At 68.4% G+C, this 24666-nt stretch carries 25 protein-coding genes; 20 read left to right on the top strand and 5 right to left on the bottom strand.

All coding sequences use genetic code 11. The features are described 5' to 3' along the window. Nucleotides 1–5: 5 nt before the first annotated feature. Nucleotides 6–1295, top strand: a complete 1290-nt coding sequence (locus tag ACRDPS_RS25090; protein WP_431504398.1) for an acetyl-CoA C-acetyltransferase — start codon at nucleotides 6–8, stop codon at nucleotides 1293–1295. A 143-nt stretch (nucleotides 1296–1438) separates the two neighbouring features. Here the strand turns inward: ACRDPS_RS25090 and ACRDPS_RS25085 are convergent, their stop codons facing one another. The 3 genes from ACRDPS_RS25085 to ACRDPS_RS25075 all read right to left on the bottom strand — a co-directional run bounded on the left by ACRDPS_RS25085 (nucleotide 1439) and on the right by ACRDPS_RS25075 (nucleotide 4497). Then, nucleotides 1439–2152 carry a TetR/AcrR family transcriptional regulator gene (locus ACRDPS_RS25085; RefSeq protein ID WP_431504397.1) on the bottom strand — a complete coding sequence of 238 codons (714 nt, stop codon included), beginning with the start codon at nucleotides 2150–2152 and terminating at the stop codon, nucleotides 1439–1441. A 206-nt stretch (nucleotides 2153–2358) separates the two neighbouring features. Next, nucleotides 2359–3867: an ATP-dependent DNA ligase gene (locus ACRDPS_RS25080; RefSeq protein ID WP_431504396.1), complete on the bottom strand. Its 1509-nt coding sequence runs from the start codon at nucleotides 3865–3867 to the stop codon at nucleotides 2359–2361. A 45-nt stretch (nucleotides 3868–3912) separates the two neighbouring features. Next, nucleotides 3913–4497, bottom strand: coding sequence for a TIGR03086 family metal-binding protein (locus ACRDPS_RS25075; RefSeq protein ID WP_431504395.1), 585 nt, complete (start codon nucleotides 4495–4497; stop codon nucleotides 3913–3915). A gap of 52 nt (nucleotides 4498–4549) precedes the next feature. On the opposite strand from ACRDPS_RS25075, the gene ACRDPS_RS25070 reads away from it, so the two are divergent. Continuing rightward, nucleotides 4550–4960: a MarR family winged helix-turn-helix transcriptional regulator gene (locus ACRDPS_RS25070; protein ID WP_431504394.1), complete on the top strand. Its 411-nt coding sequence runs from the start codon at nucleotides 4550–4552 to the stop codon at nucleotides 4958–4960. After that, nucleotides 4957–5862, top strand: coding sequence for a DNA-3-methyladenine glycosylase family protein (locus ACRDPS_RS25065; protein ID WP_431504393.1), 906 nt, complete (start codon nucleotides 4957–4959; stop codon nucleotides 5860–5862). The genes ACRDPS_RS25070 and ACRDPS_RS25065 overlap by 4 nt, the downstream gene beginning before the upstream one ends. Nucleotides 5863–5965: 103 nt before the next feature. Here the strand turns inward: ACRDPS_RS25065 and ACRDPS_RS25060 are convergent, their stop codons facing one another. Next, nucleotides 5966–7201 (bottom strand): phospholipase D-like domain-containing protein, encoded by a 1236-nt coding sequence (locus tag ACRDPS_RS25060; protein WP_431504392.1) that lies wholly within the window; start codon nucleotides 7199–7201, stop codon nucleotides 5966–5968. A 331-nt stretch (nucleotides 7202–7532) separates the two neighbouring features. Here ACRDPS_RS25060 and ACRDPS_RS25055 point away from each other — a divergent pair, with 331 nt between their 5' ends. From ACRDPS_RS25055 to ACRDPS_RS24980, 16 genes are all read left to right on the top strand, one after another. Continuing rightward, complete coding sequence (locus tag ACRDPS_RS25055; protein WP_431504391.1) at nucleotides 7533–8306, top strand: MlaE family ABC transporter permease; 774 nt, start codon at nucleotides 7533–7535, stop codon at nucleotides 8304–8306. 7 nt (nucleotides 8307–8313) lie between these two features. Beyond that, nucleotides 8314–9162, top strand: a complete 849-nt coding sequence (locus ACRDPS_RS25050; protein WP_431504390.1) for an MlaE family ABC transporter permease — start codon at nucleotides 8314–8316, stop codon at nucleotides 9160–9162. Nucleotides 9163–9178: 16 nt separating this feature from the next. Continuing rightward, nucleotides 9179–10321: an MCE family protein gene (locus ACRDPS_RS25045; RefSeq protein WP_431504389.1), complete on the top strand. Its 1143-nt coding sequence runs from the start codon at nucleotides 9179–9181 to the stop codon at nucleotides 10319–10321. Next, a complete protein-coding gene (locus ACRDPS_RS25040) occupies nucleotides 10318–11490 on the top strand; it encodes an MCE family protein (RefSeq protein WP_431504388.1) in 1173 nt (390 codons plus the stop codon). The genes ACRDPS_RS25045 and ACRDPS_RS25040 overlap by 4 nt, the downstream gene beginning before the upstream one ends. A 160-nt stretch (nucleotides 11491–11650) precedes the next feature. Next, nucleotides 11651–12640 (top strand): MCE family protein, encoded by a 990-nt coding sequence (locus ACRDPS_RS25035; protein ID WP_431504387.1) that lies wholly within the window; start codon nucleotides 11651–11653, stop codon nucleotides 12638–12640. Continuing rightward, on the top strand, nucleotides 12637–13989 hold the full coding sequence (locus ACRDPS_RS25030; RefSeq protein ID WP_431504386.1) for an MCE family protein: 1353 nt from the start codon (nucleotides 12637–12639) through the stop codon (nucleotides 13987–13989). The genes ACRDPS_RS25035 and ACRDPS_RS25030 overlap by 4 nt, the downstream gene beginning before the upstream one ends. Beyond that, on the top strand, nucleotides 13986–15347 hold the full coding sequence (locus tag ACRDPS_RS25025) for an MCE family protein (RefSeq protein ID WP_431504385.1): 1362 nt from the start codon (nucleotides 13986–13988) through the stop codon (nucleotides 15345–15347). The genes ACRDPS_RS25030 and ACRDPS_RS25025 overlap by 4 nt, the downstream gene beginning before the upstream one ends. Continuing rightward, nucleotides 15344–16624: an MlaD family protein gene (locus ACRDPS_RS25020; protein WP_431504384.1), complete on the top strand. Its 1281-nt coding sequence runs from the start codon at nucleotides 15344–15346 to the stop codon at nucleotides 16622–16624. The genes ACRDPS_RS25025 and ACRDPS_RS25020 overlap by 4 nt, the downstream gene beginning before the upstream one ends. 5 nt (nucleotides 16625–16629) lie before the next feature. Next, nucleotides 16630–17247, top strand: coding sequence for a hypothetical protein (locus ACRDPS_RS25015; protein WP_431504383.1), 618 nt, complete (start codon nucleotides 16630–16632; stop codon nucleotides 17245–17247). Beyond that, entirely contained in the window at nucleotides 17247–18167 is a 921-nt protein-coding gene (locus tag ACRDPS_RS25010) for a hypothetical protein (protein WP_431504382.1), read from the top strand. Before ACRDPS_RS25015 ends, ACRDPS_RS25010 begins: the two co-directional genes overlap by 1 nt. A gap of 85 nt (nucleotides 18168–18252) precedes the next feature. After that, nucleotides 18253–18729 carry a pyridoxamine 5'-phosphate oxidase family protein gene (locus ACRDPS_RS25005; RefSeq protein WP_431504381.1) on the top strand — a complete coding sequence of 159 codons (477 nt, stop codon included), beginning with the start codon at nucleotides 18253–18255 and terminating at the stop codon, nucleotides 18727–18729. A 57-nt stretch (nucleotides 18730–18786) separates the two neighbouring features. Then, entirely contained in the window at nucleotides 18787–18981 is a 195-nt protein-coding gene (locus ACRDPS_RS25000; RefSeq protein ID WP_431504380.1) for a ferredoxin, read from the top strand. Between the two features lie 6 nt (nucleotides 18982–18987). Next, entirely contained in the window at nucleotides 18988–19875 is an 888-nt protein-coding gene (locus tag ACRDPS_RS24995) for an SDR family NAD(P)-dependent oxidoreductase (RefSeq protein WP_431504379.1), read from the top strand. Continuing rightward, nucleotides 19875–20633, top strand: coding sequence for a glucose 1-dehydrogenase (locus ACRDPS_RS24990; RefSeq protein WP_431504378.1), 759 nt, complete (start codon nucleotides 19875–19877; stop codon nucleotides 20631–20633). Before ACRDPS_RS24995 ends, ACRDPS_RS24990 begins: the two co-directional genes overlap by 1 nt. 252 nt (nucleotides 20634–20885) lie before the next feature. Then, entirely contained in the window at nucleotides 20886–21974 is a 1089-nt protein-coding gene (locus tag ACRDPS_RS24985) for a hypothetical protein (protein WP_431504377.1), read from the top strand. Nucleotides 21975–22020: 46 nt separating this feature from the next. Next, on the top strand, nucleotides 22021–22794 hold the full coding sequence (locus tag ACRDPS_RS24980) for a hypothetical protein (protein WP_431504376.1): 774 nt from the start codon (nucleotides 22021–22023) through the stop codon (nucleotides 22792–22794). Between the two features lie 3 nt (nucleotides 22795–22797). On the opposite strand, the gene ACRDPS_RS24975 is transcribed toward ACRDPS_RS24980, so the two are convergent. After that, nucleotides 22798–23433 carry a TetR family transcriptional regulator gene (locus tag ACRDPS_RS24975; RefSeq protein WP_431504375.1) on the bottom strand — a complete coding sequence of 212 codons (636 nt, stop codon included), beginning with the start codon at nucleotides 23431–23433 and terminating at the stop codon, nucleotides 22798–22800. A 164-nt stretch (nucleotides 23434–23597) separates the two neighbouring features. Here ACRDPS_RS24975 and ACRDPS_RS24970 point away from each other — a divergent pair. After that, on the top strand, nucleotides 23598–24666 hold a 1069-nt coding region (locus ACRDPS_RS24970; protein ID WP_431504374.1), incomplete at its 3' end, for an acyl-CoA dehydrogenase family protein.

Here is a 24666-nt window from a genome sequence, read left to right as displayed (position 1 = left end):
ACCCTATGACCACTGCTCAGACAAAGCGCCGTGTCGCCATCGTGGGCGGCAACCGCATTCCCTTCGCTCGCTCCAACGGTGCGTACGCGACCGCCTCCAACCAGGAGATGTTCACCGCCGTCCTCGACGGTCTCGCCTCACGCTTCGGTCTCGGCGGCGAGCGTATCGGCGAGGTCGCCTCCGGCGCCGTGCTCAAGCACTCGCGTGACTTCAACCTGACGCGCGAGTCGGTTCTCGGCTCCAAGCTCGCCCCCGAGACGGCCGCCGTCGACCTGCAGCAGGCCTGCGGCACCGGCCTCCAGGCGGCGACCTACATCGCCAACAAGATCGCGCTCGGCCAGATCGACTCCGGCATCGCCGGCGGCACCGACACCACCTCCGACGCGCCGATCGCGCTGGGTGAGAAGCTCCGCAAGGTCCTGCTCGAGGCCAACCGGGCCAAGACCAACGTCGACCGCGTCAAGGCCTTCGCCAAGCTCCGCCCCGCCGACGTCATCCCCAACATCCCGGCCAACGTCGAGCCGCGCACCAAGCTCTCCATGGGTGAGCACGCCGCGCTGACCGCGCAGGAGTGGGGCATCACCCGCGAGGCCCAGGACGAGCTGGCCGCCGCCTCTCACCAGAAGCTCGGCGCTGCGTACGAGGCCGGCTGGTTCGAGGACCAGATCACCCCGTTCCGCGGCCTGGACAAGGACAACAACCTCCGTCCGGGCTCGACCGTGGAGAAGCTCTCGACGCTCAAGCCCGCCTTCGGCAAGAACCTCGAGACCCCGACCATGACGGCCGGCAACTCGACGCCTCTGACCGACGGCGCCTCCGCTGTGCTGATGGGCTCGGAGGAGTGGGCAGAGGCCAAGGGCCTGAAGGTCCTGGCCTACTTCGTCGACGCGGAGGTCGCCGCTGTCGACTACGTCGCCGGTGGCGAGGGCCTGCTGATGGCCCCTGCCTACGCCGTCCCTCGTCTGCTCGCCCGCAACGGCCTGACCTTCGACGACTTCGACTTCTTCGAGATCCACGAGGCCTTCGCCTCCCAGGTGCTCTCGACCCTGGCCGCCTGGGAGTCCCCGGACTTCTGCAAGGACAAGCTCGGACTCGACTCGCCCCTGGGCTCGGTCCCGCGCGAGAAGCTCAACGTCAAGGGATCGAGCCTGGCGGCCGGTCACCCCTTCGCCGCCACCGGCGGCCGGATCATCAACAACCTGGCCAAGCTCCTCGACGAGAAGGGGAGCGGCCGCGGGCTGATCTCCATCTGCGCCGCCGGCGGCCAGGGCGTCGTCGCCATCCTCGAGAAGTAGAGCTCGAAAGCCGTACGCGGCGCTCGGCTCCTGCCGAGCGCCGAGTCGGCGCATCTGCCCCAAGCCCGCCGAACGAGTGGGCCGGTTGTGGGGCAGTTGCGCCGACTCGGGGTGATTTGGCGGGGCAGTTGCGCCGACTCGGGCTATTTGGCGGTGAGGGCCAGGGCTGAGGTTACGAGGAAGTCGCGGACCTGGGCGGGGGAGACGGAGGCGACGGTCGGTACGCCGGGGGCGGACTCGGAGACCAGGATGCCGACACGCGCTAGCTGGAGGGCGCCGAGCCCCGAGGCGTAGAGCGTGTTGGCGAGCAGGTTGGCGTCCTCGACATGGAGCTCGCCGGAGGCGGAGCCGTCCTCGAAGACCTTGGTGAGGATGGTGAGGCAGCCGTTCATGGCGCGCCCGAGGCGGAACAGTGCGCTCTCGGAGAGCTCGTCGAGGAGGTCGGACCCGCTGCGGCGCATCAGCGTCTGGGCGCAGTCGACGAATGCCGGGTGCTCGATGCCGTAGTCGACGAAGGTGCCGATGACGTCGCGGACGACGTCGATAGGCGAGCTGTCGCCCTCGGTTGCCACCAGCATCAGCTCGCGCAGCTCATCGAGATAGCCGACCAGCGTCAGGGCGAAGATCTCGTCCTTGCCGGTGAAGTGCCGATAGACGATCGCCCGGTTGATGCCTACGGACTTGGCGATATCCTCGATCTGGGCATCGCTCACCCCGCGCTCATCGAAGAGCCTGCGCGTGGCCAAGACGATGTCCGCCTCGCGGGCGCGGCGGCGGGCGGCAGCGGACGGCCGGCGGCCGTCCGTCTCGGATCCTCTGGCCGAACTGGGGCCGGAGGCGGTTGGTCGGGTGCTCACAGGCCCACTGTACGCGGTGTGCAACTCGGAGTTGCACCACGAGTGTCCAACCTAACCCAGCGCAGGACAAAGCACTGACGGTTTCGTACGCTCGATGGCCGCCCCAGCCGACATCTCGGTGGTCAAACCCACGCACATGTGCGGTTTGAGCACGCCCTGTCGCCTCATCGCCTGTCAGAACCGTGCACATGCGCGGTTCTGACAGGTCACGGGCTGAGCAGGTCGCGGAAGGTCTGGATCGTGTCGGCGTCGGCGGCTGTCTTATCGTCTCGATACCTGACGACGCGGGCGAAACGTAGGGCGACGCCGCCGGGGTATCGGGTCGAGCGCTGGACGCCGTCGAAGGCGATCTCGACGACCTGTTCGGGCCGGACCACCACCTGCCAGTCGTCGGTGCCGCCGACGGCGAGCTCGGTGAAACGCTCGGTCTGCCAGGCCAGCATCTGGTCGGTCATTCCCTTGAACGTCTTGCCGATCATGACGAACCCGCCGTCGGGGTGGCGGGCGCCGAGGTGGATGTTGGAGAGCCATCCCCGGCGACGCCCCGAGCCCCACTCGACGCCGATCACGACCAGGTCGAGGGTGTGGACGGGCTTGACCTTGATCCAGCCCGAGCCCCGACGACCGGCCTCCCACGGCAGGTCCGTGCCCTTGACGACGACGCCCTCCTGACCGGCGACCAGCGCCTCCCGGGCGAACGCCTCGGCGGCCTCGGGGTCCGCGGTCGTCAGCCGCGGCGCGCGGTGCTCCTCCGGGACCAGTGTGTCCAGCGCCGCCAGCCGTTCGGATAGCGGACTGTCGAGCAGGTCGGCGCCGTCGAGATGGAGTACGTCGAAGAAGAACGGCATCACGGCATCGGTGACCTCGCTTCGGGTCGCTGTGCGCGAGGCGGTCTCCTGGAATGGCCGCGGCCGGCCGTCTGGGCCGACCAGCATCGCCTCCCCGTCCAGCACGACCGAGGATGCCGGCAGGCTGCGTACGATCTCGGCGACCTCCGGCAGGCGGGCGGTGATGTCATCGAGGGTGCGGGTCGCGATGACGACCTCGTCGCCGTGACGGTGAGCCTGGATGCGGATCCCGTCGAGCTTGGTGTCGACGACGGCCGGGCCGCCGACCTTGGCCATCGCCTCGGTGACCGACCCGGCGCTGGAGGCGAGCATCGGCATCACCGGACGCCCGACCACGAGGCCGACCTCTGCCAGGGCCTCCTCGCCGTCGAAGGCAAGGCCCGCCACCACGACGGTCGATCCGGAGAGCATCGCGGCGCGGCGCACGGCCGCCAACGGCACCGCGGCCGCGACGGCGAGGCCCTCCTGGACCAGCGAGTCGAGCGCCCCTTGGCGTACCTCGCCGGTCACCACGCCCCGCAGCCACGTCTGCTCGGTCTCGGACGCCGCTGCGAAGAGCCCCTCGGCCTCGCCCGCCCGGGAGACCTGCGATCCGGAGCCCGACAGCAATGACATCCGCTCGAACGCCTCGTGCACGTCGACGACCGTCAACGACGGCTCGGCCGCGGGCGAAGGGAGTGTCGTGAGCGAGCGCCATCCCAGACCCGTACGCCGCTGCAGCAACGATCCGGCCAGATAAGCAACAACCACCGGAAGCTCGTTGCGCGCCGCCGCGCCCAGACACTCCGCCAGCGCGGCGACCTTCGCCTTCCGCGACCGGGTCGCGGCAACAGCGTTGGAGGTGGAGACGATGTCGGCGAGCAGCATGGCTCCAGTCAACCTCAAGCCGACGCGGGTCGAGAGCCATTTGAGCTACACCCCCACATGCCGACTCGGATCCCGCCCGAGAAGGCGCAGCCCATCGCTCCAGGGGTCATCTCCGTCCTCGGCGAGCGGAGGCCCGAAGACCGGGGTTCCACCTGGTCTCGAGGCGATCTGGCGGGCCATCGCGTGGACGTGGTCGACGGTGGCGGTCCCCGGCCGGTAGTCCGTCCCGAGGGCCATCGCGACGTCCCAGGCGTGCACGGCGGCATCGAGAAGCTGCATGCCCAGCGCGACCGTGGCGGTCGCCGCGAAGTCGAACTCGGCGAGGTGGACCGTGGCCTCGGGGTCGGCGCCGTGGAACGCCTCTCGGATGGTGTCGGCCGAGTCGCGCCACTGCCGGTCGTAGTCGTCAAGGGTGATCGGCACGGATGCATAGGCGGCGATCGGAGCGTCGCCATCGGTGACAGCCGCGGCGAAGCCGAGGTTCTGTCCGACCATGTGGCCGAACAGGTCGGCAAGGTCCCAGTCCGCGCACGGAGTGGGGACTGCGAGCGACCTGACCCTGGAGGCCAGCGCTGCGGTGTCGGCGAGTACCTGGTCGTACGCGGCGAGCATCTGAGGAAAAGTAGGCATAAGTAGATCGTAAGCAGAAGTAGATCATATGTCGAGCGGTTAGGATCCTGTGGTGGATCGTCCCGAGCTCGGCTTCCTGCTGTCCCGTCTGATGCGTGAGGTGATGGCGCGCGAGAAGCCGATTCTCGACGCCGCCGGGCTGGAGATGTGGGACTACGCGGTGCTGACCGCGCTCGCCGAGTCCGACGCCCCCACCCAGGCGCAGCTCGCCGCGACCACGGGCCGCGACAAGACCAGACTGATCGGCAACCTGGACCGGCTCGAGGCGCAGGGCATGGTGGAACGCCGGCCCGACCCGACCGACCGCCGCAACAGGATCGTCTCTCTGACCCCTGCGGGCACTCGCGTGCTCGATGGCTGCCGTCGGGCGATCGGGGCCATGGAGGTCGAGCTGCTGGACGACCTCGACCCCTCCGACCGTGCCGCGTTCGAGCGGGCGTTGACGGCTCTGGCCGACCGATGAGCAGCATCCGCACCTGGCGGCCGGGTCATGACTCGAGCCTCGCGGCGATGCTGCGGCCGCTTCGTCGTGGCCCCGGCGACCCGACGTACAAGATCATCGGCCAGGACCACTGGAGAGCCATTCGTACGCCGCAGGGACCGGCCACGCTCAGGCTGAGGCAGGACGGCGCCGAGGTGGAGTCCGAGGCCTGGGGCGCGGGGGCCGAATGGGTGCTCGAGCAGGTGCCGGGGCTGCTCGGTGCCGAGGACCGTCCCGAGGAGTTTCGGACCGACGACGCGCTGCTCGCGAGCCTGCTCGAGCGTTTCGAGGTGCCGCGGTTCGGCCGCACCGGGCTGGTGATGGAGGCGCTGGTGCCTTCGATCATCGAGCAGAAGGTGACCAGCACCGAGGCGTTCCGCGGCTTCGGCTCTCTCGTCAGGCGCTTCGGTGAGCCGGCGCCGGGGCCGGGCGCGGACCACGGCCTCAGACTGCAGCCGGCGCCGGAGGCGCTCCGTGGGATCCCGAGCTGGGACTGGCTACGCCTCCCGGTGGACCCTGCCCGCTCCAAGGCGGTGCTCCAGGCGGCCAGGGTGGCCTCGGCGGTCGAACGCACCGCCGGGCTCCCCGGCGACGAGGTCGAGCGGAGGCTCACCTCGATCCCTGGAGTGGGGGAGTGGACCGTCGCCGAGGTCCGCCAGCGGGCGCTGGGCGACCCCGATGCGGTCAGCTTCGGCGACTACCACATCGCCAAGGACGTCGGCTGGGCGCTGACGAACAAGCCGTGGACCGACGACCAGCTGCGGGAGTATCTGGAGAGCTTCCGGCCTCATCGTGCGCGTGTGGTCGCGCTCATCTATCGCGGCGCCGGGCGCAGGCCTCGGCGTGGGCCTCGGATGGCGCCGCGTACTCATCTGCCTTCTTGATTGCCGTCCCAGCTACCTTTTCCTGCCGAGTCGGCGCATCCGCCCCCTCTCGCTCGCTTCGCTTCGCGAGGCACGGGGGCAGATCCGCCGACTCGGCAGAGCCTCAGAGCAGAGGTCTGAGTGGGGTGAGGACCAGCTCGGTGAACTTGCGATGGATGTCGCGCGCGGCCCACTCCGCGGAGGTGAGCTCCAGCGCGTTGGACTCGTCGCGGGAGAAGATCTCCTCCATCTGCTTGGCGACGTCGCGGTCGAAGATCTCCAGGTTGATCTCGTAGTTGCCGGTCAGCGAGAGCCGGTCGATGTTGGCCGTGCCCACCGTCGACCACAGGCCGTCGACGGTGGCCGTCTTGGCGTGGATCATCGCGTCCTTGAAGCGCAGGATCCGCACCCCCGAGCCCAGCAGCTGGGAGAAGTAGCCGCGCGAGATCCAGTCGACGACGACGTGGTTCGACTTCAGCGGCAGCAGGATGCGTACGTCCACGCCGCGCTCGGCCGCGGCCTTGAGCGCGTCCACGAAGTCCTCGTCGGGGACGAAGTAGGCGGTGGTCAGGTAGATGTTGCGGGAGGCGCGGTTGATCGCCTCCAGATACATCGAGCGGATCGGGAACATCCACAGTCGCGGCACGTTGCGGTGGAACCGGAGATCGGGGTCCCACGAGGGCGCGGTCTCGATGAGCAGCGGCCCCTGGCCGCGGGTTCCGCGCCGGTGCGTACGGCGCCGGTTGAGGTTCCAGAAGTCGGCGAACGCGCGGCGCAGGTCCCACACGCCGGTGCCGGTGATCCGTACGTGCGTGTCGCGCCACTCGGTGGCGTACGCGGTCCCGATGTTGTAGCCCCCGACGAAGGCGACCGTCTCGTCGACCACCAGGATCTTGCGGTGGTCGCGGCCGTAGCGGGAGAGGTCGAAGAAGCGCCAGCCCGCCGAGTACATCGGATAGCGCAGCACCTGCACACCTTCGGGAAACCGCTTGAAGCGCTTCGGCACGACGAGGTTCGCGAGCTCGTCGTAGATGCAGTAGACCTCGACGCCGCGGGTGACCGCCTCGGCCAGCGCCTGCTTGAACCGCTGGCCGACCTCGTCACCCTTCCAGATGTACGTCTCGAGGAAGATCTGCTTCTTCGCCCCGTCGATCGCGGCGATCATGTCCGCGTAGAGATCGCTGCCGAAGGTGTAGGTGGTCACCGTCCCGTCGCCGACGTCGTTGGTCCGCGGCGGCGTCACCGGGAACGGCTTGGCGCGCTTGCCGCGACTGCGATAGGCGTCGACCAGGCTCATCACGACGGCCAGCATGATCGGCACGCCGAAGACGACGAGGAGCAGGCGGCGCAGGAATCTCATGACGCCCCCCAGCGACAGTGTCAACACAGTGCCCAATCTAACCGGCGTACGTGCGGGAGACACACCGGTGCGGTGTTCGACCTCGCCGAGGTCGCGCGGGCGGACCGGCGTGCCGGGGGCCAGCATGCGAGAACCGCCTTCACGGCCCGGCGTCGAAGGGTGGAGGATCCTGTGACTCCCGTCACCTACCGGCGGGTAAGTCGTTGTTCCGAATACCGCCCGCCCTGTCCGAAAAGATGCCCCGGCCGCGGTCGTTGCCCTCGGAACTGAAACGTGTTCTACTACTGGCTTGAACGTGAGCCGAGTCACAAGACCTCCCGGAAGGTGAAGGATGGCAATGCAGTTCGCCTCGCTCGTTCGGGGCGTCGGCGGGATGGGCTTGATGACCGGTGAGGTGGTCAAGGGCACCTTCACCACCAAGTTCCAGGTCAGGGAGTTTCTCGAGCAGGCCTGGTTCATCACCAGCGTCACCATGCTGCCCGCTGTCCTGGTCTCGATCCCGTTCGGTGCGGTCATCTCGCTGCAGGTCGGCAACCTCGCGGGCCAGCTCGGGGCGCAGTCGTTCGCGGGCGCGACCGCGGTGCTCGCCGTGGTCAGGGAGGCGGCCCCGATGGCGGCCGCGCTGATCATCGCCGGTGCAGCCGGGTCGGCGATCTGCTCCGACATGGGCTCACGGAAGATCCGCGAGGAGATCGACGCGATGGAGGTGCTGGGCATCGACCCGGTGATCCGGCTGGTCATCCCGCGCGTCCTCGCCTGCCTGTTCGTGAGCGTGATGATCAACGGGATCGTCATCGCGACCGGGATCGGCGGCGGCTACTTCTTCACCGTGATCATCCAGGGCGGCTCGGCCGGTGCCTTCCTGTCGAGCTTCACGGCCCTGGCGAGCCTCCCGGACCTCTACATCTCGATGGTCAAGGCGGCGCTGTTCGGCTTCCTGGCCGCGATCATCGGCGCCTACAACGGACTCAACGCCCAGGGTGGTCCCAGCGGCGTCGGCCGGGCGGTCAACGAGGCCGTGATCATCGCGTTCATGATGCTGTTCGTCCTCAACTCGATCATGACCGCCGTCTACTTCCAGGTCGTTCCCCAGGACGGGTTGTGATCTGAGGATGGCCTCCACGAACACGCTCGCCCAGGTCGGCACGCAGATCGTCAAGGACCAGCGCAACGCCATCGAGGGCTACGGCGACCAGCTGCTCTTCTACGCCAAGGCCCTGGCCTGGGCGCCCCGCACCGTACGCCGTTACAAGCGCGAGGTGCTCAACATCCTGGCCGAGGTCGCCTTCGGCGCCGGCGGCCTGACGATGATCGCCGGCACGGTCGGCGTGATCGCGTTCATGGCGTTCTTCGCCGGCTCCGAGGTCGGCATCCAGGGCTACGCGAGCCTGAGTCAGATCGGCGTCGCGAAGTTCTCCGCGTTCATCTCCGCCTTCTTCAACACCCGCGAGGTCGCCCCGCTGATCTCCGCGATCGCCCTGGCCGCGACCGTCGGCTGCGGCTACACGGCGCGGCTGGGCGCGATGCGGATCTCCGAGGAGATCGACGCGCTCGAGGCGATGGGAGTGCCGAGCCTTCCCTACCTCGTCACCACCAGGATGATCGCCGGGTTCCTGGCGGTCATCCCGCTCTACATCGTCGCCCTGTGCGCCTCCTACCTCAGCCCGCGGCTGATCACGACGCTGATGTACGGGCAGTCGGGCGGGACGTACGACCACTACTTCCTGGCGTTCCTGCCGCCGATCGACATCCTCTACAGCTTCCTCAAGCTGATCATCCTCGCGGTCGCGATCATCCTGATCCACTGCTACTACGGCTACACCGCCTCCGGCGGCCCGGCCGGGGTCGGCATCGCGGTCGGCAAGGCGATCCGTACGTCCATCGTCACCGTCGTCGTCGCCGACTTCTTCCTGAGCTTCGCCATCTGGGGTTCGACGACGACGGTCAGGATCACGGGATGAGGGCGGTGGACGTCAGATGTTGATAGGCATCCAGCGCGACACCCGGGCCGAGCACTCCAAGCTCTTCGTGTCCGGCATCGCGTTCACCGTGACCCTCGCCCTGCTGGTCACGCTGTGCATCGCGATCTACCAGAAGGCGTTCGTGCAGTTCACCACGGTCAGCGTCGAAGCGGACCGGGCCGGCCTCCAACTGCCGCGCTACGGCGACGTACGCATGCACGGAGTCATCGTCGGACAGATCCGGGAGATCGAACAGGACGGCAAGAAGGCCGTCATAGAGCTCGGTCTCGAGCCCGAGCAGGCCGCGCGGATCCCCGCCAACGTCACTGTCCAGATCAAGCCGACGACGCTGTTCGGGCAGAAGTACGTCGAGTTCATCGACCCCGAGGGGGAGCGCAGCGGCGAGCTGAGCGACGGCGCGGTGATCCCGGCCGACCGGGTGCGCACCAGCGTCGAGCTCGACGAGATCCTCGCCCGGCTCTTCCCGCTGCTGAAGTCCATCCGCCCCCAGGACCTCAACAGCACCCTGCACGCCCTCGCCACCGCGCTCTCCGGCAACGGGGAGAAGCTCGGCGAGACCATGGTCCAGCTCAACGACTACCTCGAAGAGATGAACGTCCACCTCCCCACACTCGAACGCGACCTCGAGGACGTGGCAGACGTCGCCAAGACGTACTCCATGGCCGCCCCCGACCTGGTCAAGGTCCTCGAGAACACCACGACCACCGCCAAGACGGTGACCGATCAGCGCAAGCGCCTCGGCGGCCTGCTGACCTCGGTCACCGGAGTCGCCAACACCTCCGAGGCCCTGCTGGCCGAGAACGAGAAGGCGATCCGCTACGAGACCGAGCTCGCGGTGCCGCTGCTCAAGCTGCTCGCCGACTACTCCCCGGAGTACACGTGCCTGCTCAAGGGTCTCGACGACTACACCGAGCTGCTGGCGACCGTCTTCCAGCAGAACCGCGTGCGCCAGACGATGGTCCTCGACGGCACCCAGAAGCCGGCGTACGGCCGCGACGACCGTCCCGAGTGGGGCGAGATCGGCCACGGGCCGTGGTGCGACGGCCTGCCGACCCCGAAGGTTCCCGCCGACCCGCTGGAGCTGGAGAACGGGACCGAGGACGTCCCGTGGGGCGACGGGAACGGGGGCCTGCAGTGAACAAGCGGGACCTGAAGACCACGATGGCCGGTACGAAGCTGGTCATCTTCACCCTCGCCTCGATCCTCGTCACCGGCACCCTGGCCTCGATCATGGGCAACGTCGGCTTCGGTGACCGGGTGGAGTACCGCGCCGAGTTCACGACCGCCTCCGGTCTGGCCAAGGGAGACGACGTACGCGTCGCCGGGATCACCGTGGGCGAGGTGCTCGCGGTCGAGATCGAGGGCGGCGACCACGCGATGGTGACCTTCCGGATCGACGAGACGGTGCCGTTGACGACCGCCAGCGGAGCCCAGGTGCGCTATCTGAACCTCGTCGGCGACCGCTACCTCGCACTGACCCAGGATGCCGGGTCCGAGGAGTCCCAGGAGCCCGGGGCCGAGACGACCGCAGCGTCCGCGACCGGAGCGTCTGCGACCGGAGCGTCGGCGGAAGGCGCGGCCGGCGCGTCGCCGCTGCGGCAGGGGCAGGCGATCGCGATGGCCAACACCACCCCCGCTCTCGACCTGACCGAGCTCTTCAACGGCTTCCAGCCGCTCTTCCAGGCCCTCCAGCCCAAGGACGTCAACAAGCTCTCGCTCAACCTGATCCGGGTGCTGCAGGGCGAGGGCGGCACGATCGCGAGCCTGCTCTCCGAGACGGCCGAGCTGACCAGCGCCCTGGCCGAGCGTGACCAGCTGATCGGCGACGTGATCACCAACCTGACCAAGACGCTCAACACCGTCAACAACCACCACACCGAGCTGGCCAGCCTGATCCAGCAGCTCAGCGGTTGGATGAAGGACCTGGCCCGCGACAAGGAGGCGATCGGTGACTCGATCTCGTCGATCGGCGACCTCACCGACGAGCTGGCCGGGCTGCTCACCGACGTACGTCCCTTCCTGAAGGAGGACATCAAGCAGCTCAAGCGCCTGGTGGACATCCTCAACAAGCCGGGGAACCAGAAGCTGCTCGACAAGACCCTCGAGCGGCTCCCGGAGACCCTGGAGTCGCAGGCACGGATCGGCAGCTACGGGTCCTGGTACAACTACTACCTCTGCGACCTCGACTTCTCGATCAAGCTGCCCTCGCTCGGCGAGGTGCTGGACAACTCGCCGGCCGTCAAGGCGATCCAGAAGCAGCTCGACAACGTCGCCTTCTACAGCCGCGCGGAGAGGTGCGAGCTATGACCACGTCTCCTCGGACCGCACCCGCTGCGCGACGCATCGCATCCGATCTGGCGGCGTTGGCGCCGCTCGACGGGAAACCCACCCTGCCTTCACGGCGCCGCCTTGCCAGATCGGCGCGCTCCGTCGCTCGCGACGGCGCGGCCCGAGGAGACGTGGTCAGATGAGCCACCATTCCGAGAGCCAGCTGACCCGCACCGGCGTGATCACCATCGTGGCGATCGCCCTGGCGCTGACCGCGGCGTTCAACCTGCGCAAGCTGCCGTGGTTCGCGGGCACCACCTACCAGGCGGAGTTCTCCGACACCAGCGGCCTGCACGTGGGCAGCCGGGTGGAGATCGCCGGCATCCGGGTGGGCCGGGTCAGCGACATCGAGATCGAGGGGGCCAAGGTGGTCGTCTCCTTCTCCATCGAGGACGCCGAGATCGGCCACCGCAGCGAGGCGACGATCGGCGTGCTCAACCTGCTGGGGGAGAAGTACCTCGACATCACCCCGCAGGGCGGCCACACGCTCGACGCCGGCTCGACGATCCCGCTCGCCCGGACCTCCGCCGGCAGCGACATCGTCGGCACCTTCGGCGATCTCACCGAGACCACGGAGCAGATCGACACCCAGCAGCTGGCCAAGGCGCTGACCACGATGTCGGGCACGCTGGACCAGGCCGGACCCGAGGTGCAGGGCGCCTTCCAGGGCATCGCCGCGCTCTCCCAGACGATCGCCGTCCGCGGGGACGAGCTGGAGACGCTGCTGCAGAACGCCGAGAAGGTCGTCAAGCTCGTCAACGAGCGCAAGCAGGACATCGTCGGCGTGATGAAGAACGGTGACCAGGTCTTCGCCGAGCTCATCTCGCGCCGCCAGGCGATCCATCAGCTGTTGGTCAACGCCACCACCCTCGCCGAGCAGCTGCAGGCGCTGGTGAAGGAGAACCAGAAGCAGATCGGGCCGGCTCTCGACGGTCTCAACCAGGCGCTGCAGTTCCTCAACGCGCGTGAGAAGGACCTGACCAAGACCATCCAGAACTACGGGCCGTACGCGTCGATCCTGATCAACATCATCGGCACCGGTCCTTGGTTCGACGCCTATCTCGCCAACCTGACCGGCATCGCGAGCGGCGAGTTCGTGCCCGGTAAACGACCAGGGATCGTGGAATGACCAACATCATCGAACGACTGACCGAGATGCCGCGCAGCGTCGGCCGACGGCGTACGCAGGTGCCGGCCGCGGTGGCGGGCACCGAGCGGCCCTCGCGGCCCAGCCTGAGGTCCAAGTGGGCCGCGCTGCCGGTGGCGCTGGTGCTGATGTGCGGGCTGCTGCTGGTCTCCGAGGTGGCCGCCCCGGACACCCGCACACTGACGGCGAGCTTCCCGCAGGCGGTGAGCGTGTACGAGGGCTCCGACGTGGTGATCATGGGGGTCAAGGTCGGCAAGGTCGCCTCGCTGGAGACGAAGGGCGACCACATCGACGTCGTGATCGAGTATCAGAGCGAGTACAAGCTGCCCAAGGACGTGAAGGCGGCGATCGTGACCCCGACGCTGGTCGCTGACCGGTTCGTGCAGCTGACCCCGGCCTATGCCGGCGGTCCGGCCCTGGCCGACGGCGGCGAGATCCCGATCGAGCGCACCGCGGTCCCGGTCGAGCTCGACCGGATCTATGGCAGCCTCTCCGAGCTGACCACGGCGCTGGGCCCCAACGGCGCCAACAAGAACGGCGCGCTGAGCGACGTCCTGCGCGAGGGCGCGGACGCGCTGGAGGGCAACGGCAAGGTCGGCAACCAGGCGATCGCGGACATGTCCGAGGCGGCGCAGGTGCTCGGCGGCAACTCCGAGCAGCTCTTCAGCACGCTCTCGCAGCTCTCCGAGGTCACCACGACGCTGGCAAAGAACGACAAGACGACCGACAAGTTCCTGACCGACCTCTCGACCGTCTCCACCCAGCTCGCGGGGGAGAGCGACGAGCTCGACCAGGCGCTGGTCGCGATCGCGCAGGCGGTCAAGGTGACGAAGTCCTTCGTGCAGAACAACTCCGATGCTCTGGTCGGTGACGTCGAGCAGCTCAACAAGACGCTCGGCATCCTCGCCAAGGAGAAGAAGACCCTCGGCAAGGTCATCGACCTGGCACCGCTCGGCATCGGCAACCTCGCCGAGTCCTTCGACACGAGGTCCGGCTCGGTGGGGTTCCGGCTGCAGGTCGGGCCGATCGGCTCGGACCTGTCCAACATCTTGTGCATGGTCGTCGAGAACGACAAGATCCCGGGGGCCAAGGAGATCTGCTCGCTGTTCAAGGCGCTGCTGCCCACCGGGTCGACCGCCCCGGCGGGCGAGGCGCTGACCGACGCCGCCAACTCTCCGACCGATCGGGACAGCGAGACCGGCCTGCCGCTCGATACGCCGAGCGGTGCCCAGGCCAAGCAGCCGGAGGTGAAGCCCGAGGTGGTCACCGAGGGCGGCATCACCGAGCTCAGCGGGTCGTTGCAGGATCTGATGTCGGGAGGCAAGAGATGAGATCACGTGTCTTCGCGCTCCTGGCGATGCTCGGCCTCGTCGCCGTGGCGAGCGGCTGCGGCGTACAGGCCTATGACCTGCCGCTTCCCGGCAACGAGGTCGGCGAGGGCGAGGGCTATGTCGTCACCGCCGAGTTCAACGACGTGGTCGACGTCGTCCCGCGCACCAAGGTGATGGCCAACGATGTCCCGGTCGGGCAGGTCGACGCGGTCGAGCGCGAGGGCTGGCACGCGAAGATCACCATGACCATCCGCAAGAACATCGAGCTTCCGGCCGACGCGCTCGCGAACGTACGCCAGACCAGCCTGCTCGGGGAGAAGTACATCGCGCTGGTGGCACCCGAGGGGTCCACGGTGGCGAGCGCGGGCAAGCTGGGTGAGGGCGCCACCATCGGGCTGGATCGCACCAACCGCAACCCCGAGGTCGAGGAGGTGCTCGGCGCGCTCTCCTTCCTGCTGGCAGGCGGTGGCGTCGGGCAGCTGAAGACGATCAGCGACGAGCTGAACACGATGATGGACGGGCGCACCGGTGACATGCGGGCGCTGCTGGGGAACCTGGAGACGACGGTCGCCTCGCTGAACCAGCAGAAGGGCTCGATCATCGAGGCGATGGAGCAGGTCGACCGGCTGACCCGCACCCTCAACAAGGAGTCCAAGTCGATCGGGGAGGCCATCGACTCCTTCGGTCCGGCGCTGAAGGTGCTGCGCCAGCAGCACGCCGACCTGTTGAAGATGATGAAGGCGCTCGACCGGCTGGGCGTGGTCGCGACCCGCGTGATCAACCAGAGCGGCGCCAACCTGACTACGGCGCTCGAGGACCTGGCGCCGACGCTGCGAGAGCTCGCCGACGCCGGCGACTCGCTGCCGCGCGGACTGATGATGGCGGCCAGCTTCCCGTTCCCGGAGAACGCCTCCGGGCTGGCGATGGGTGACTACTCCAACGCGCTGTTCCACATGGACCTCGACCTCGGCAAGCTGGTCGGCAGCCTCACCAACGGTGAGTCGCCGGGCCTGCTGCCCCAGGTGTTCCAGATCTGCCTGTCCTACTCCAAGGGTTGCGAGGCGATCCAGCCGCTGGCCAAGGCGCTGTGCGACCTGACCAACATGCAGATCGTCTGCTCGGTGGTCGGCAAGGAGGACACCGCGGCGAAGCCGGGGGAGAAGACGCCGAAGCTGCCCGACCTCTCCGACCTGCTCCCCAAGAGCCAGTCCCAGACCAAGACGCCGGGGCTGAACGGGCTGGTTCCGGAGATCACCGAGGGCCTCTCGGCGCCGTCGGCGAGCGAGTCACCAGGCGCCGAGCCGACGACGGGCGGCCTCGCGGGCCTCCTCGGACTGCTGGGAGGTGGCACCGAATGACACGCAGCGTACGCAACAAGCTCGTGGTCTTTCTCGTCCTCGCCGCGGTCGGGATCTTCTACGTCTCGGCTGCCTACCTCGGGGTCGTCGACCGCGTCCTGGGGCGTCACGTCGACGTCGCGGTCGACCTGCCGGCCTCGGGTGGCCTCTACGAAGGCAGCCAGGTCAACTACCGCGGCATCAGCATCGGGCGCGTCTCCACGATGACCGTCACCGACGAGGGCGTGCGCGCCCAGCTGCAGCTCGAGCCCGGCACCGAGGTGCCCAAGAACGCCAAGATCGAGGTGCACAACCTCTCCGCGGTGGGCGAGCAGTACATCAACTTCATCCCCGACTCGGCCTCCGGTCCCTATCTCGCCGAGGGCGATGTGGTGGCGGCCGGGCCCGAGTCGATGCCCGGCACCACCGACGAGCTGCTCACCGACCTCAACGCCTTCACCACCTCGGTCAACGGCGAGGACCTGAGCACCGTCGTGGCCGAGCTCGGCACGCTGTTCCGCGGCAACGCCGAGAACCTGCGTACGTTGCTGGACTCGGGCTCCACGCTGGTCGACGAGGCCTCGGCCCACCAGACGGAGACCGTGCGCCTGCTGGAGACCAGCCAGACCGTGCTCAAGACGCAGAAGGAGCACAGCGGCGACATCCGGGAGTTCGCCGACGGGCTCGAAGAGGTCACCGCGACCCTGGACAAGCGCGACCCGGAGCTGCGCGAGATCCTGCAGGGTGGTGAGGCGACCGCGGTCCAGGTGCAGTCGCTGCTCGACGGGCTGCAGCCGCTGCTGCCCGTCTTCCTGGCCAACCTGAGCACCGTCAACGAGGTGCTCACCGCCCGGCTGCCCGCGATCGAGCAGACCCTGGTGACCTTCCCCCGCGTCGTCGCGACCGGGTTCACCGGCTCGCCCGGCGACGGCTACGGCCATCTGTCGATGGGCTACGTCTACACCACGCCGCCGTGCCAGAAGGGCTACAAGCCGGCCGACCAGTGGATCCCCGGCACCGTGATGGAGGACCAGCCGCTCTACCCGGCCAAGTGCACCGACGAGCGCGCCCAGCCCGGCTACGAGGGCGACAATCCGATCATGCAGCGGGGTGTCAACATGGTGCCGAAGGCTGAAGGCGTCGAGAAGTACGTCACCTCGTACGATCCGAAGACCGGCCGAACCAAGCTTCCCGATGGAAAGACGGTCACGATGTCCACCCCGACGAACGACGGAGGCCTGGTCTCCGCTTTGTCCGACGACTCCTGGCGATCGATGATCCTGGGGACGGAGGAGTGAGCTCTATGCGACGTACCGAGCCTGTCGAGGCGAACACGAAGAACCCCCTCGAGGTCAAGCTGACCAACCCGCTGACGAGCGGGCTGACCAGCGGTCTGGGGCGCGTCAACACCGTGCTGGCGGTGGTGGTCGTGATCCTTGTCGTCCTGGCGGCGGCCGTCTTCATCGGTGGCGCCAGGGTGCTGCCGTGGACGACGCCGGCCGAGGCCGCGGCGGCAGACCACGACGAGGTCAAGGGGGTCGCCGAGGACGGTGTCATCGCCTTCCTCGATGTCGACTACCGCGACATGGACCCGCGCATCCAGGCGGTCAAGGAGATCTCGACCGGCACCTTCGGCAAGGAGTACGGCGCCATCGCCGAGCAGATCCGCCAGGCCGCGATCCCCGCCCAAACCGTCTCCAAGGGCAAGGTCAAGCAGGTCGGCATCCGTGCGATCGGCGAGAAGAAGGCGGTGGTGCTGGTCGCGGTCGACTCGGTCGTCACCAGCTCCCAGACCGCTGAGCTGAAGAAGAGCGAGACCTGTCCCTACGAGGGTGCTCGGTGCTCGAAGTACCGCTTCAAGGTCTCGCTGGCCAAGACGAAGGACGGATGGCGCATGTCCGACCTGGCAGGAGTCAACTGATGACAGGCGTACGAGCGAGCAACGGGTCGTTGTCCACCGAGCACAAGGAGTGCCCTTTCTGCGCGGAGACCATCAAGGCCGCCGCGATCAAGTGTCGTTACTGCGGCTCCGACCTGCTGCCTCCGGCCGAGGAGCAGGCAGACCAGGACGTACGCGACGTGGTCGCCGCTCCGCCGGAGACTGTCTCCGAGGAGGCCGAGACTGATGAGGTCGAGACTGAGGAAGCCGGTTCCGACGGGGTCGTTTCCGAGGATGTCGAGGCCGATGCTGAGGCCGGAGCCGCAGAGTCCGACGGGTCCGGATCCGAGGACTCCGGGGAACGTGCCGGGCTGGCCGCACGATGGCTCGGCGACGGCAGCCGCACGCTGACCGCGGTGCTCGGCGTCCTCGCTCTGGCCGCCGGAGCCGTGCTGTGGCTGGCGATCGACCAGGCCTCCGGCGACGACGTCGCCCCCAACGGTGAGCTGACCGCGGCCGGGTCGCGAGCGGCGATCATGGAGCACTCGGTCGACCTCTCGAAGACGGTGATGTCCTACCAGGCCGCCAGCGCGGACAAGGACATCGCGGCGGCGAAGAAGCTGATGACGCCGGCGATGCAGAAGGACTACGAGAAGACGCTGCCGGGCGAGGACAAGCGCAAGGAGCAGGCCAAGCTCGGCATCGAGGTCGACGCCCAGGTGGCCCCGCTCTCCCAGGAGGGCGCCAAGGCTGCCGAGAAGGGCAAGGACTGCGTCGACGAGGACTGCGCGGCGTCGATCATCTCGGCGACCGAGGAGTCCGCGAAGGTGCTGCTCTTCGTCAACCAGAGCGCGACCGCGCCGAAGACGAAGAACACCGTGGTCAGCCCGACCTGGGAGGTCCTGACCCTGGTCAAGGACGACGGTGGCTGGCTGATCTCCGACATGCAGGCGGCTTCCTAACACCTGGTCGTAGGGTCCACGTCAGGGGACTCCCGCCCCTGCTATGGTAGAACGTGTTCTAGTTTATGGGTTCGAGGAGGAGTACATGGCCGGCTCACGACAGTCCGTACAGCTGACCGACGCCGAGATCGAGGAGTTCCTCGGCTCGCAGCTGAAGGTGCAGGTCGCGACCGTCGGGCCGGACGGGGCGCCGCACCTGACCACGCTGTTCTACGTGCTCGACGAGAGCAAGATCGTGTTCTGGACGTACGGGCCCTCGCAGAAGGTTCGCAACCTACGCCGCGACCCGCGGGTCACCTGTCTGGTCGAGGACGGCGTCGACTACTTCGAGCTGCGCGGGGTGAGCATCACCGGACGGGCGCGGCTGGTCGAGGACTACGACGAGATCAAGGCCATCGGGTCGCGGGTGATGACCCGGATGTCCGGAGGCGCCGACCTGGGCGAGCTCGGCGACGACCTGGTCTCGAAACAGGCCCACAAGCGGGTCGGCATCGTCATCGAGCCCGAGAAGGTCGCAAGCTGGGACCATCGAAAGCTGGGCGCGTTGCCCGGCCAAGGCTGAGAACAATGGCTGCGATCAATGGCTGCGATCAATGATGGCGAAGAGAAGGAGACGGTCATGGCAAAGGTGATTGCGGACTTCGACCTGTGCGAGTCCAACGGGATGTGCGAGTCCTTCGCCCCCGACGTGTTCGAGATCGATGACGACGACTACCTGCAGATCCCCGACCCGACGGTCACGGACGAGAACCGCGACCGCGTCGAGCAGGCCGTCGCCGGCTGCCCGAAGGCAGCCCTGAGTATCGAGGAGTAGCAGCACGTGAGCGATGGTTTTGATGGAAAGGTAGCGATCGTCACCGGGTCCGGTGCCGGCCTCGGGCGCGCGGAGGCGGTCGCACTGGCCAGGGCGGGTGCCCGAGTGGTGCTCAACGACCTGCCCGGCGCGGCCGAGGAGGCCGCCGAGGAGATCCGCGGGTTCGGCGGCGAGGCGGTGATCGCCGCCGGCGATGTCGGTGAGCGTGCGACCGCCGACGCGATGGTCGCTGCCGCCGTCGACGGCTTCGGCGGACTCGACATCGTGGTCAACAACGCGGGCATCACCCGCGACAAGATGCTCTTCAACATGTCCGACGAGGAGTTCGACCTCGTCGTACGCGTCCACCTCCGTGGACACTTCCTGCTGACCCGCAACGCCTCGGCCCACTGGCGCTCCGTGGCCAAGTCGACAGGAGCGCCGGTCGACGCGGCGGTGGTGAACACCTCCTCGGAGGCCTTCCTCGCCGGACCGCCCGGACAGGCCAACTACGGCGCCGCCAAGGCGGGGATCACCGCGCTGACCCTCTCGACCGCCCGGTCGATGGGCCGTTCCGGCGTACGTGCCAACGCGATCTGCCCGCGGGCGGCGACCGCGATGACCGAGGGCGTTCTGTCGGGGGACTCCTACGGCGCCGAGCACGTGACGCCGCTGGTCACCTATCTCGCCTCATCCGCGGCCGCAGCCATCACCGGGCAGGTCTTCGTGGTCTACGGCGGGATGATCGCAGTCCTCGCTCCGCCGACGGTCGCCGAGCGGTTCGACCTCGACGACGCACCGGTCTGGGACCTGGAGTCCCTCGACAAGCACGTGGGCGGCTGGTTCGCCGACCGCGACCCCGCGGCCGGGTTCTCGGCCGACTCGATCATGCAGCTGAATCTCAAGGAGCACTGATGGCACGTCTCGACGGCAAGATCGCGATCGTCACCGGTGGTGCACAGGGGCAGGGAGCGGCGATCGTACGCGCCTTCGTCTCGGAGGGCGCGAAGGTGGTGATCGCCGACGTGGCCGACGAGCCGGGCAAGCTGCTCGCCGACGAGATGGGCGACGCCGCCCTCTTCGTCCACCACGACGTGAGCTCGGAGGAGTCCTGGACCTCGTTGGTGGCGCAGACGGCCGAGGCGTACGGCCCGGTCAGCATCCTCGCCAACAACGCCGGCATCCTGCGCTTCGGTGAGATCCTGACCCAGCCGGTCGAGGAGTTCGAGCTGCTGTGGCGGGTCAACGCACTCGGCTGCTTCCTCGGGATGCGGTCGGTGATCGAGACGATGAAGGCCAACGGCGGCGGGTCGATCATCAACGCCTCCTCGATCGAGGGCCTGGCCGGGATGGCGTTCGTGGCCGCCTACACGTCGACGAAGTTCGCCATCCGCGGCATGACCAAGGCCGCCGCCCTCGAGCTCGGGCCCAGCGGCATCCGGGTCAACTCCGTCCACCCCGGCATGATCGACACGCCCATGACCCGCGGCGTCGGTGCCGATGACGCGGCCATGGAGTTCGGCGCCTCCAAGGTCGCCCTCAAGCGCGTCGGCCACCCGGAAGACATCGCCCCGTTGTATGTCTACCTCGCCTCCGACGAGTCCGGCTTCGTCACCGGAGCCGAGATCGCCATCGACGGCGGCGCCACCGCCACCCACGCCTTCGGCGGCTGAGCCGAGAAGTCACCCGCGCAGGCCGAGAAGTCACTTCTGCAGGCCGAGAGGTCACTCGCGCAGGCCGAGAAGTCACTCCCGCCGGCCGACCGGGGTGAGCCGGACACGTGGGGCGAGATTCTACGGCATACTTCCGCGGGAAGGTTTCAGTCAGCGGGGACGAACCGAAGGCATCCGAACTTGTCTCGACGACGCAGCGCGCTCGCCACAGGTGTTGTGCTCAGTGCCTTCGCATTTCTCTACAGTCTGGCCATGGCGATCCCGGTCTACGTCGGTGACGTCTCGGAGCTGTGGAACAGCCGCGGGCAAGCCTGGTTCGGGGACGTGCTGGGCCGGATGGTCGGCAGTTTCTCGTTCCTGTGGGGGTCGGCGGTGACCGACGAGACCTATTCCGTCGCGCCGGCGTCCGCCTGGCCGACCCTTGTCTTCGTCGTCCTGCTCGCGAGCCTCGTCTACATCAGCCTGCGGACCGCCTCGGACGGTCCGTCCGGGGTCGGCTGGCGGGTGCTGTGCGTGAGCCTCCTCGCCGGCGGTCTGACGAACCTCTTCGTCGTCGTCCAGAGCGTGCTGGACATCAGCGGCGGACTCGAGCCCCTGCCGGCGATCATCTGGGCCGTGCCCGAGGACGGGATCTGGCTCGGTCTGGTCGTGGGAGTCTTCGGCGGGTATGCCACCTACGCCGCTGCGACGGTCGCCCAGCTCGCCGCGATAGCAATGCGCCGTAGCGGAGGATCGGACGACTCCAGTGGCGCGCCGGAGGCGAAGCATGAGGCCTTTGGGTGGGCGCGCGCGAGCCGGGTCGCGACCTGGGGCGCCCTGCCGATCCTCGCGCTGGCCCTCGCCGGCGGTTTCCTCTGGGACTACGACGCGGAAGCTGATCCCTATGGAGCCGACATCGGGGCCCGTGAGGCCTGGGTGCGTCTGGTCTGGTTCGCTCATGCCAGCTTGGCGGCTCCGCACAACCCACACTCGCTCAGCGGTGACTTCGACACCTCGGTCTGGCTGCCGCGTACGTTGAGCTCGGCCGTTCTGGTGGTGCTGGTGTGGCTGGCGATGCTCCTGGTGGTTGCCCTTTGGCAGCGGGCGGGCACGCCGGGTGTGCCCGCCGCCGTCGTGCAGTGCTGGGGAGTGGTCGTGGTGATCGCAACGGTCGTCGGGCTGACCGAGGGTGCGTTCGCGCGCGGGGACGAGTTCGCGACCGCGCACTACTGGGCGCTCGAGGTCGGCGGTCAGGGTGTCCGGTTCGCCGCCTTCTTCGGCTGGCTGGCCGGCGTCGCCGTGGTCCTCGCCCATCGATTCTCGAGAGGAGCACGGGCTGATGCCGAAGCAGAGGTCGAGTGAGACCGCCGCGCCTGATCAGGATGGACAGGGGCGCCTGGGTTCGTTGGTGAGGAAGCCGGCCACCTGGGTCGTCGGCGTCATCCTGGTCGCGCTGGGCGCCACCTTCAGCTCGGGTCTGCAGGACCTGTTCGACGGGCTTCTTCCTGACGGCTGGAACGAGCCGGGCAGCGGCATCAAGCTGGTCGACGTACGTCGTCAACCGGTGAGCGGTCTGGTCCTGATCCCGGACACGGAGGCGTTCGCCAGGTTCGAGGACATGACCGACGCGCGGACATCGGTCAACGAACCCGACTGGCAGGCACAGCACGAGTGGTACGCCGTCGACCACGCGGTCTGGGAGGTCACCCTCGTCGGCCGCCACCGTGATCCCGTGGAGATCACCGATCTGCGCCCCGAGCGGACCGGGCCGTGCACGCAGACGCTGCGGCGGGGTGCCATCGTGGAGGACACCCCGCAAGGGGAGAGCGAGAAGATCCAGCTGAAGACCGCCATCGACGCGAAGGTGCCCCAGCTGACCTCGGGCGAGAGCGGCTCGGCGTACTTCAACGGCGGGACGGTCGAGCTCGCGAAGGGAGAGACGGTGGTGATCGCGATCGATGCGAGCACCGCCGGCCAGACCTGTGAGTGGGTGCTGAAAGCCGACTACGTCGACCACGGCAAGCGCAAGTCGATGACGATCAAGGCCCCCGGCGACCGCCCGTTCGCGATCACCGGTTACGCCGAGGACCATCCGTACGAGCTCACCTGGAGCATCCGTTGCGACCGCCCATTGAAGCCCGCCGAGATGCTGGCGGGCGGCGAACCGTCCGACTGTTTCTAGCGGTCAGCGCAGCAGGAGGCGCACGGCGACGTCGATGGACTTCTCGACTTCCTCGGTGTCCATCCGGCCGGTGACCCAGGAGATCAGGGCGGAGAGCCAGACGTCCGAGATGATCCGGATGATGGCGGCCTCCTCCTCGGTGACCTCGCCGTGGGTGGGGGTGCCGTGCATGGCGCGGGCGATGACGGTGGTCAGGCTGGTGCCGACCTCGTGAATCTCGCCGGTCACCGACTGGTCGGCGAACATGAATGCGCGCACCAGGGCCTCGGTGAGCTTGGGCTGCTTCTGCAGGGCGCGGGTGCGGCGGTTGAGGACGTACATGATCCGCTCGTGGGCGGTGTCGCCGGGCGTCGCGCGGATCGCGGAGCGGTCGACGTCCTTGGCGAACTCGCGCGCCAGGGCGGAGACCAGCAGGTGGATCTTCGAGGGGAAGTAGCGGTAGAGGGTGCCCAGCGCGACCTCGGCCTGCTCGGCGACGGCGCGCATCTGCACGGCGTCGAAACCGCCCTCGGCGGCGAGCGTGATCGTGGCGTCGAGAATGCGCCGGCGGCGCTCACGCTGTGCCGCGGACCCGCCGGTGGGTGGGCTGGTCGGCGCGGTGCCTTCGGCGTTGTGTGGCTCCGTGCTTACGGACGTCACTGGTGGTCCCCCTAGGACTATGACCGGATCTCGATCTATGGCTCTCAGGCTAACCGCATCGGCGCCTGGAAGTGAAACACGTTCCTCCGTGAGTCTAGACTTGTAACACGTTCTACATCAGTGTGTATTCCGGCGAAAGCGCTGGAGATGATTGGGAGGTCCCCGTGCCGATCGGCATCACCGACGAACACCGAGCCCTCAGCGAGAGCCTGCGCGACTGGGCGAAGGGTCTGGGCGGCATCGCGCTCGCGCGAGCCGCCGAGGGCAGCGCCGGCGCGAGCTTCGACGAGGTGTGGCGAGGCGTCGAGGAGTACGGCGTGGCCGGCATCGCGGCGCCGGAGCCGAGCGGTGGTGGCGGCACGCTGCTGGACGCGGCCGTCGCGCTCGAGGCGTGCGCGCACGAGCTGCTGCCGGGCCCGCTCCTGGGCAGCACGATCGCTGCCTATCAGGCGGGTGCCGCCGGGCTCGGTGAGCTCGTCGCGGCCGTCGCGACCGGCGGTTGCGGTGTCGCGCTCGAGCCGGTCCTCGAGGTCAGTGAGCGTCTGGCGGGCACGGTCCCCGTCGTCTACGACGCCGGCGGATCGGCACATCTCCTGCTCGGCGCGCACGCGGCCGACGGCGAGGAGCGTTGGTTCTTCATCGATGCCGAGCAGGCGGACGTACGCCCTCAGGCCGGTCCCGATCTGACCAGACGGGTCGCCGAGGTGCATGTCGACATCGCCGTCGACGAGAGCGTCGAGGTGCCGGGTCTGCGCGCAGAGGCGGTGCGGCGTACGGCCCTGACGCTTGCCGCCGCAGAGGCATCCGGGATCGCGCAGTGGGCGCTCTCGACAGCCGTCGAGCATGCGAAGGTGCGTGAGCAGTTCGGGGCGCCGATCGGGTCGTTCCAGGCGGTCAAGCACCTGTGCGCGCAGATGCTGGAGACCAGCGAGGCCGTGGCGGCGGTGGCGTGGGACGTGGCCGCGGCGGCCGAGGAAGGCGCCCAGTGGGCGTTCGCCGCCGAGGTCGCCGGCGCGATCGCGCTGGACGGCGCGGTCAGGGTGGCTCAGGACTGCATCCAGGTCCTCGGTGGGATCGGCTTCACGTTCGAGCACGACGCCCACCTCTACCTGCGCCGCGCGGTCGCCCTGCGCAGCCTCCTGGGCGGGGGTGACACCCATGCGGTCGACCTGGCCAGGCAGGCGGTGTCCGGAGCTCGCCGCACGGTCCGTGTGGACCTCGACGGCAAGGACG

The sequence above is a fragment of the Nocardioides sp. genome, assembly GCF_050699375.1.
Lineage (GTDB): Bacteria > Actinomycetota > Actinomycetes > Propionibacteriales > Nocardioidaceae > Nocardioides.
This window is presented reverse-complemented; position numbering and strand designations above follow the sequence as displayed.